This is a genomic window from Rhodospirillaceae bacterium, from assembly GCA_018660465.1.
Taxonomy (GTDB): domain Bacteria; phylum Pseudomonadota; class Alphaproteobacteria; order Rhodospirillales; family JABJKH01; genus JABJKH01.
Genome location: JABJKH010000101.1, coordinates 1 through 8,539 on the forward strand (window position 1 = coordinate 1; position 8,539 = coordinate 8,539).

An 8,539-nucleotide genomic window follows, 5' to 3' on the forward strand; every position below is an offset into this window, starting at 1 on the left:
CGGGTCGAGGCCGGTTTGGGTGTAGGTGGTTAGGCGTGCCGGATGTGGGCCGTTCGTATTGGGACAGACAGTAGGCATAGGCCTCTTCCAGTACCCCGTTCCAAAGATCTCGGCGCACCTTGGCGTTTTTAAAACGTTTCAGGTCCGGGTGATTTGCTTTTGCAGACGCCATTGTTTACTTGCCCCCTAGGGTCTCGTTGGCTTTGTTATCGACACCGCGTTCGTCACCGAACAACAGCAAGGACCGGGAAGAACGACGATTTTTTACGTTGCGACGTCGCGCTTGGTTTTCACGTTCCAGCTTTTCTTTTTCGCCCTTGGTGATTTCCAATTGTTCTCTGGCGAGTTTCAGTTGTTCGTCTTGGGCGCTGGTGTCAGGTGCGCCGCCGCCTTTGCCGCCGCCGCCTTTAAACCGGCGTGCGTTGATTGGTTCAGTGGTGCTAGCGCCTGCCCGGTGATGGACATGACGAAAATTTTCAGTGCAGAAGATCATGGCGAATTTTCCTCAGGTAAGTGCCGACAGGTTCATACCCTGCCCGCTTGAAAAATGAAGTTGCGCGTTCGGTGTGAAAGGCATTGGCGACGCCGGTATAAGTTTCCAAGGCTTGCTTTTCTTCGGCCCAGAGTGTGAACGCCCGGATCAACCCAGCCGCCGCAAAACCACCGCGGTTCTGAAGGCGGACGTACATGATTTCTTGCTCGCAGGTAACGCCGCGACAAAACATGTAGGGATTGGCGAAGCCGACTGGAAAGCCGATCAGCGCATCGTCACGTTCGGCCAGAAGGACCAAAAAATCGTCGGCCATAATTGCGTCTTGGGCGTAGCGTTCGACCACGTCGCGTTCAAATGACATGTGGGGAATTGTCTCCGCCGCCTGTTCTTGGCAGAGATCAATAAAGGCTTGGATATCGCCTTCGTCCAGTTCTCGAATGATTGTATCGCTCACGATGTTTGCCCTGGTCGTTGTGTGTTAGGGCCATAGTATTGAGCGCAAATTGAATCACGATGCAAAGGTTAAAATGTTCGCGAACAAAATAATTTTTCGACATTGTGTTTTATGGTTAAGGGGACAGTTTACGAGAGTGTCCAGTCCCATAGGTCTAAGCCATTGAAGTAAAACTGAACCCGCTTTTTCGGATTTCATTTTTTTGCGCCAAATAAAAAATTGATACTAGACACAAAAAACCGTCGACTGGACACTCGACTGGACACATGGTTATTGTTTCACTGTAGTTGACTTGGTGAATTTTGGGCAAACCAGAGTGGAATTAAGGGGAGTATTTGCTGAAAAGGGAGGGACGAAAATGCGGCCAAAAATGCAAAAGATATGACAATTTTCTGAAACGAACCCAACACGCCCCTACTCCACCACGATCCCATCCCAATATTTATCATACGCCCGACGCACCGCTGCCTCGTCGTCGCCGGGGTTCAGATGTTTGTAGAGGAAGACGAGGAGTTTTTTATCGAGGGTCGATAAAGTTTTCCTGTTGGGTGCACCATTAGATGTTTCGAAAAATAGGCTGTTCCGAACAAATGCATTGTCATTCACCGGGCCAAGTACTTGAGTAAGCTCTTCTAATAAAATTGAATAAAAATATTTTTGTGGAAACTCTGGATTAATCCAAATAGACCCGGACACAATAGAACCATCGTCTTCAAATAATATACAGCCTGCTCCGGCGTGTAATTTTGCCTGCTCTTTGGTCAGGCAAAAATCCTCACCATATTCTTTTATAAAATCTTTAAATGGCTCGAAGTGCACAAAAATTAATGCATTATTGCTACTGTGTTTAAGATAAAAGTTGGTCCCAGCGAAAACATTATTAAGTTGCTGAATCGCCACCTTTAATAGCGTCTCATGTGTCCTAACTTTATGAAACACTTGAACAGAGACTGGTGATTTCCACCTATTAACTTTTGGCCAACGCTCGCCAAATTCAACTTCAAGAAGTGTGGTACGTACATACTCCCATTGCCTCAAGGGCTTTAAGAGCGCCCAATCAACAAGCCAGCTTACAGTGATGAAAATAAAGACAATACCAACCGCAGAGATTCGTATATTCATGCTGTAAGGTCGTCTTTCAAGCTACTTTTTTATATTAGAAACTCAATATAAATACCTGTAATAAGTTATACACGACGTTACTCTCTTTTACATGTTAAAATCGTCAAACCCAGGGAAAGAATTTTTAAGATTTAAAGGCTTACCGCCGACGCCTTTCTTTTTTAGCATTTGTCTTCCGCGTCCTTTCTTTATCTGCTTCTTCGCCTTTTGCTCAGCCTTATTCCCTAATTCAGGTGTCGGAAGGTTTCTAAATTTATCCTGGCTAACCGTTGGGGAGTTCTTTGGCGCTGTATTCTTCCGTCGTTTCTCTTCGCGCGCCTTTTCTTCGATCTGTCGAATGGTGCCGTCTAAAAGAGTTCGGCCTCGGTGATCTTTGTTTTCAAGATGGCTCTCCGCACCCCGTTCGGTCGCAGGTCCGGGGGATAGGTCGTTTCGCATATCCTTTGGCTCTGGCTTTTTCGCCTGTTTGGATTTCCTCGGGTAATCCCCCGCCTTGCGTAACCTTTTGATACGGTCCGTGAACTCTCCCAAGTCCTTTTTTGCTCGATCTGACACCTTCTGGCTTTGGCGGTCGCGGCGCGTTTCTCTTTCGGCCTCTTCTGATTTTTGAAGACGCTCCGCACGGGCCTTGTCTGCACGCTTACGGATAGAGGCAGAATCGGAGTATTTATCCCGCACCTTCTGCATTCGCGCCTTGCGGTCGTTTTCCAAGTCCGCTGCCTGTTGCTTGCGCGCCTCTTCCCGACGCTGTTTCTCTGCGCGCTTTTTCTTAGAGGGGCTTTCATGGTCAAAGGAATTTGTAAATGTCATTGTCGATACTCCGTTTCTAAAATTGGTGATCGACCTAATAATTACGACTAAGATTCAGCCCAATGCAAAGCCTAAAATGTTCGCGAACAAAATAGTTTTTCGACATCGCCCCCAAGATATAAAGGGACAGTTTATAGGAGTGTCCAGTCCTGTAGGTCTAAGGCCTTGAAGTCACATAGAATCCGTTTTTTAGACTTTCGGTTTTTGAGTCCAAATAAAAAATTGATGGTGGACACAAAAAACCCTCGACTGGACACTCGACTGGACACACCAAAGTCGCTCTCGCCCCAACCTTCGAACACTTCTTGCATCCCGGCCCCTCCGGCGGTAAGCAAAATGCTAGGTTCTATGGCTTAGCAACGGGAGGCCGCGATTCATATTTTTGGAGAGATACTGGCTGCCCTTTGTCTGATGGCGTTCGTGCTGGGAATCTTTGTCGGGCGGCGTCGATCAGTAGATTGGGTGGAGCGCGCAGCCTTGGCCGAGATTGAGGCCGAAGACCGTACAGAGAATTCATCCATCGATTTCGATGTTCGAATTGATACGGTGGTTCAATCTTTTGAATCTTTAGGGTTCGAACTGGAAATCGATGAAGACGGTTTGTCACCCAAGGAAAAACCGGCCCCGGTGATCCTGGTCTTTCAACGCAAATCTAAGACCATTGGGATCATGACCCTGAACATCTGTTTGTTCATCGCGTTGATGCCCATGTCGCTGTGCTATGTGATGGGTCTTGGCTGCATCGACCGTCAGGCCAAGCGCATCGAATTTATGGTTGAGGAATAGACGTGTTCTCTTGTGCTTCTTCTTCGACTTCCAATTGAAGGTCCAACTGGTTTTTTGGGCTGAGCGGCAAGGTCACCCAGAATGTCGTGCCATAGTCTGGGCCGCTGTCAAAGCCGACATGGCCGTTCATCCGTTCGACCAAGCGTTTAACCAAAGTCAGGCCGACCCCTGCCCCAGCAATTGTCGAGCTCTCCAACCCAAGGCGTTCAAATGGGACGAAAACTTCATCGCGTTTCTCCGCTGGAATGCCAGGACCATCGTCATGGACGAAAACCCGAACATTCCATTCATCCCACATGCCGTACTGGACAAATATTTCTGATCCCTTTGGGCCGAATTTCACCGCATTGCTAAGCAGGTTCACCACCACCTGTTTGAGCCGGAACGGATCCGCCCTGACGATTATATCTGTCTTTTCTACATTCACCGCGTAAACGCCGATTTTCCGATCCTGCGCCGCAGCCTCAACCATGGAAATACTTTCGGTAATCGTTTGCGACAGCTTTACGTCCTCGAGTTCAACCTTCAGGTCGCCGGTTTCTATGCGCGCCAGTTCCAGGACCTCACTCACCAAATTCAAAAGATGGCTTCCTGAATCAAGGACGTTTTTCATATATTCTTGGTGCTTGGCGGGAAGCGGGTCTTGTTGGTCCAACACCATCATCTGGCCAAACCCCATGATCGCATTCAGCGGCGTGCGGAGTTCATGGGACATGGACGATAGAAACGTCGACTTCGCAGCGTTGGCCGCGTCGGCCTGCTCCTTTGCCTCATGCAACGCTATAATATTTTGCTCCCGCTCGGTCACGTCATCGCATATTCCATATGATCCTTCAAAGGACCAGCTTTCCGGATTGTAATACGGTAGGCCGCTGACCTTTAAAACTCGTACGTCGCCGGATTTATCCAGGGTTTTGAAGCGAACGTTGCGAAAGGGGCGCTCCATATCCACGATATGCGCGTTGCCACCTTTTGTATAAAACACGCCGAGGTCTTGGAATGTCTTGCCGGCAATTTGTTCTGGAATGAACCCAAGCGAGTCCTTCACCCGTTCAGACAAATAGGTAATATGGCCTTGGGCATCGGTTTCCCAGACCCATTCGGCTGCCAGCCTAGATAAATCTTCCAGTCGGGCCATCGCCCGGGACGCCCGCAACTTCGCTGGTCCCACAATCGACGGCCAACTCCTATTTCCCCTCGGAATAAACTTTTTCGCCATGGTCAAAATTTCCCTGACCTATAAATATATAAATTAAAATCGCCGCATTACGCCAAACGATACCAGGAAGGGGGTGGGGTGCCTGTGATATTGGTCACAGGGGGGATTGAGGAGGAGCACGGGCGTTAGGGCCGTGTATCTCTTTTGGGGGGTACACGGGCCATTAATTTTCCACTGCATTTTAAACTCGATCCATATGCTATTTTTAATTGCAGCCATCATAAATTCTACCTATATATTCCTCAGCGCGACTGACGCTTGCGTTTCGGGCGTTGCAGTCTAGGGCTTTGGCATTAGACGGGTGTAACGGGCGTTAGGGCCGCATGTACCTTAGGGGATATGCGGCCCGTTATATTCACTTAGAACCCTTATTCCAATATGCTGTTTGGAATCTTAAAGAAATATTTGAGCGGCCAACGACGGTCTCCACCACATACAGCCAATTTCCACCAATTTTTTTGCGATATATAATCCCTGTATTTTGTCGATTTCTTTGAACGCCCACAACCTCGCCGTTTTTCACAACATCGGGTATATTTTCCAGGTCTTTCGACTTAAGGGGTATAGGGTCGTGACCATGCTTGTTCAGTGCATGTCTGATTTCGCCATCACCAATTTGTCGAACGGCGCTCCTAAACTTATTATCCTTCCGCGCAAGAAATTTATTTACCGAAGGCCCTAACCTCTTTGCATCGTTTCCAGTAATACGGTCGTAGGTAATCTTTGTTGGTAACTCTGGATTCTTCACGCCGAGCGCCGTCCGTTCCACCAATCCCCCAACATCTTTGGTTTGACGACGAAGGAGATTTTCGCCTTTCGGAATCGGATTGCCGCTGGAAATTTGAAGTTCTTTAACATTACCGACCTTGGCTGTTTTCCCCAATCGGCTGGCAGCCATCGCGCCTGCACCGATTCCAGCCCCCGATGCAGCCAAGGCGACCTCGTCAAACTTTTTATCGAACGTTTCCTGCTCAACGGTCAGCCGTTCGACAACATAGTTCAGCATCTTGTTTGAGGACGACCCCTTCTTCCCAATGTCGGCCTCACCGCCAAGACGCATGGCGTTCTGCAGGGCTGCTTTTTGATTTCGCGTAATCTTCCCGTCACGCACGAGTTTTTTAAGCGACCCCAAATGAGATCTTTTTTCTTCCGTTGTGTTGGGAACAGCCAGAGACTGGTGGAGCAAATCCAACACAGGCTTATCCAAAGTCTTTTCGACATCCTTACCAAATAACTGAACGTTCACCTTCAACCGATCTTCGTTCCCTGCGCCACCCTGCTTCGAGCGAAGCCGTACCAGTTTGAAGCCGCTGAGGTCTTCTTCTGCATTTGGTTTTGCGAGAGTGGGTTTTGGTTTCGCCACCGGGTCGGAAACAACCTCTAACTTCGGTCGGGGGCGTACCACGCCAAAGGGTCCGTCAAACTGTGCCGTCCTGCCTTTGGGTTTTAGCGCAACTTTAGGAACCGTGGCATCTAGAAGGGGCGGGCTCGTGTACTTATCCCGTACCGCTTGTTGAAGCGCTTTGCGATTGGCGTCCAGGTCTGCAACTTGCTGATTGCGGGCCTCAATCTAGCGCTGTTTTTCAGCGCGCTTTTTCTTTGAAAGACTTACGGAAACGAGGGGGTCACCAAAAAACATCTGCCAAATCTCCAATTAATCACATGAAACTTGGCCCAATAAGTAGGGGGAATTTACACCTCAATGCAAAGCCTAAAATATTCGCGAACAAAATAAATAAATGTGTCCACTATGAGGTTCTGGCTAAGCCTTAGAACCCAAAATAGAATTCGGATTGAAGATGGACACGGCGGACACTTAATATGTTCGCGAACAAAATAAATCTGTTGATTTTCGGATAAAGGCTGCGTCAGCCCGCGTCATCAGCCCGCCCCGGAACTTTCGGTGCTAGAAAATGTTTGGCGCGGGGGCGGTCTTTGCCTTGGTGGTATTGGCGGACTTTGTCTTCGACTTCCCGGTCCGCGTTTGTTATCCGTTCGTGCTGGCGCAGGTGTTCGATCCAGGATTCCAGATAGAATGCTTCGAGGTAAGTCCCGGGGGTGCTGGTATCTTCATACACCCCCCATGAATACGCGCCATCGCGGCGGCGGATTTGGGCGAGTTCGGTCATCGCTGCCATGAAGGGAATTTTATCATCCGGCTTAACAACGTATTCCATCGTAACCATTACCGGCCCTTGATCTTTTTCGATGCCTTGATCATGGGCGACGACAGGTTCGATCCAATGGCCGGAGGGGGTGAGGTCGGGCCGGTCCGTTATCCCAAGCCGCCACTTCACCAAGACCCCAACGATGGCGATGGAAAGCACAGCCGCGATGCCCAAGGCACCCCGAATGCCAATTGCCTCCGCCGTCCGGCCCCAGATAAAACTCGCCGTGGCAAAGGTCCCGAAATACACCATCTGCAAGACGGCCAGCCCCCTGCCCCGAACCCATTCAGGCAAGGCGACTTGTGCGGCGACATTAAAGCTGGCGACCACCAGCAACCAAGTCCCGCCACAGAACAAGGCGGCGATAATTCCGAGCAACGGTTCGCGGGCAATGGCGAACATGGCGATGGCGACAGATGTCAATGCGGTCGCCCCGCCGACCATCTTATTCATCCCAAACCGCGCCCGCAGGGTCGGCATGATCAACGCTGCCAACAACGCGCCAATGCCCAGCCCCGCCATCAGGTTGCCATACAGTTCCGGCCCGCCCTTCAGCAAATCCCTGGCGATCAGCGGCAACAACGCCCAATACACCGACGCCACGGCAAAATACGCGAACGCATTAATTAGGGTCGCCTGCAATGGTGCACTCGATCTGGCGAACCGCACGCCTGCCCGCATCGCTGCAAAAAATCGCTCGGTCGGCAGGTTCGTTGGCCGCACATCGACCAACCGTTTCCAACACCAAAGGATTCCCATCACCGCCAGGACAAAAGTGCAGCCGTTGATCAAAAACGGATACGACACCCCCCACAAGGCGATGACGATCCCGCCAATTGCCGGGCCGATGGTGCGGGCCGAGTTTACAGCGACACTGTGCAAGGCGACGGCGGGCTGCATTTTATCCTTCGGCACCAATTGCGGAATGATCGCCATCCAACACGGAAAGATAAAGGACGCCCCGGTGCCCAACAGAAACGCGAACATCAGCAACGTCGGCGGCGTAATCCCACCTGTATAAACCACCCACCAAAGTGAAAACGCGACCAGGGCGGAGAAGGTTTGCATAATGGCCAGAACCTTCTTCCGATCCACCAAGTCAGCCATCGCACCCGCCGGCAAAGCAAATAAGAAAATCGGCAACGACACAGCCGACTGCACCAAGGCCACCCAGGTCGGAGAATTCGTCATTTCCGCCATCAACCACCCCGACGCGATATCGTTCATCCAGGTGCCGACCAATGATATCATGGTCGCCGTCCACATGATGGCGAACAACGAATGCCGAAACGGACTCCAGGCAGACGGTGCTGATTTTTCCGATGGGATTTCGGGTGATTTTTCAGATGATGAAGAAGATTTCTCAGACATGGGCGGGAGTTTACTTTGCCGTTTCCTCCACACCAAACGAATTCTTATTGCCCCCTTCAAAGCCAATCATTTTGTCCGCTTCAAAGCCAATTTTTTTAACCCCTTCAAAACTAATC

8 protein-coding genes are annotated in these 8,539 nt (G+C 50.2%); 1 reads left to right on the plus strand and 7 read right to left on the minus strand.

The window, feature by feature from the left end:
* Window positions 1–175: 175 nt before the first annotated feature.
* From HOM51_17540 to HOM51_17555, 4 genes are all read right to left on the minus strand, one after another.
* A complete protein-coding gene (locus tag HOM51_17540; GenBank protein ID MBT5036320.1) occupies window positions 176–493 on the minus strand; it encodes a hypothetical protein in 318 nt (105 codons plus the stop codon).
* A complete protein-coding gene (locus HOM51_17545) occupies window positions 477–947 on the minus strand; it encodes a hypothetical protein (protein MBT5036321.1) in 471 nt (156 codons plus the stop codon). The genes HOM51_17540 and HOM51_17545 overlap by 17 nt, the downstream gene beginning before the upstream one ends.
* Before the next feature lie 414 nt (window positions 948–1,361).
* A complete protein-coding gene (locus tag HOM51_17550) occupies window positions 1,362–2,069 on the minus strand; it encodes a DUF2927 domain-containing protein (protein MBT5036322.1) in 708 nt (235 codons plus the stop codon).
* 87 nt (window positions 2,070–2,156) lie between these two features.
* On the minus strand, window positions 2,157–2,879 hold the full coding sequence (locus HOM51_17555; protein ID MBT5036323.1) for a hypothetical protein: 723 nt from the start codon (window positions 2,877–2,879) through the stop codon (window positions 2,157–2,159).
* Between the two features lie 411 nt (window positions 2,880–3,290).
* Between HOM51_17555 and HOM51_17560 the strand changes: the two genes are divergently transcribed.
* Complete coding sequence (locus HOM51_17560; GenBank protein MBT5036324.1) at window positions 3,291–3,665, plus strand: hypothetical protein; 375 nt, start codon at window positions 3,291–3,293, stop codon at window positions 3,663–3,665.
* On the opposite strand, the gene HOM51_17565 is transcribed toward HOM51_17560, so the two are convergent.
* From HOM51_17565 to HOM51_17575, 3 genes are all read right to left on the minus strand, one after another.
* Entirely contained in the window at window positions 3,649–4,884 is a 1,236-nt protein-coding gene (locus HOM51_17565) for a PAS domain S-box protein (GenBank protein MBT5036325.1), read from the minus strand. The two genes, HOM51_17560 and HOM51_17565, sit on opposite strands and share 17 nt — an antisense overlap.
* Before the next feature lie 355 nt (window positions 4,885–5,239).
* Complete coding sequence (locus HOM51_17570) at window positions 5,240–6,289, minus strand: hypothetical protein (protein ID MBT5036326.1); 1,050 nt, start codon at window positions 6,287–6,289, stop codon at window positions 5,240–5,242.
* Window positions 6,290–6,752: 463 nt separating this feature from the next.
* A complete protein-coding gene (locus HOM51_17575) occupies window positions 6,753–8,423 on the minus strand; it encodes an MFS transporter (GenBank protein MBT5036327.1) in 1,671 nt (556 codons plus the stop codon).
* Window positions 8,424–8,539 lie beyond the last annotated feature (116 nt).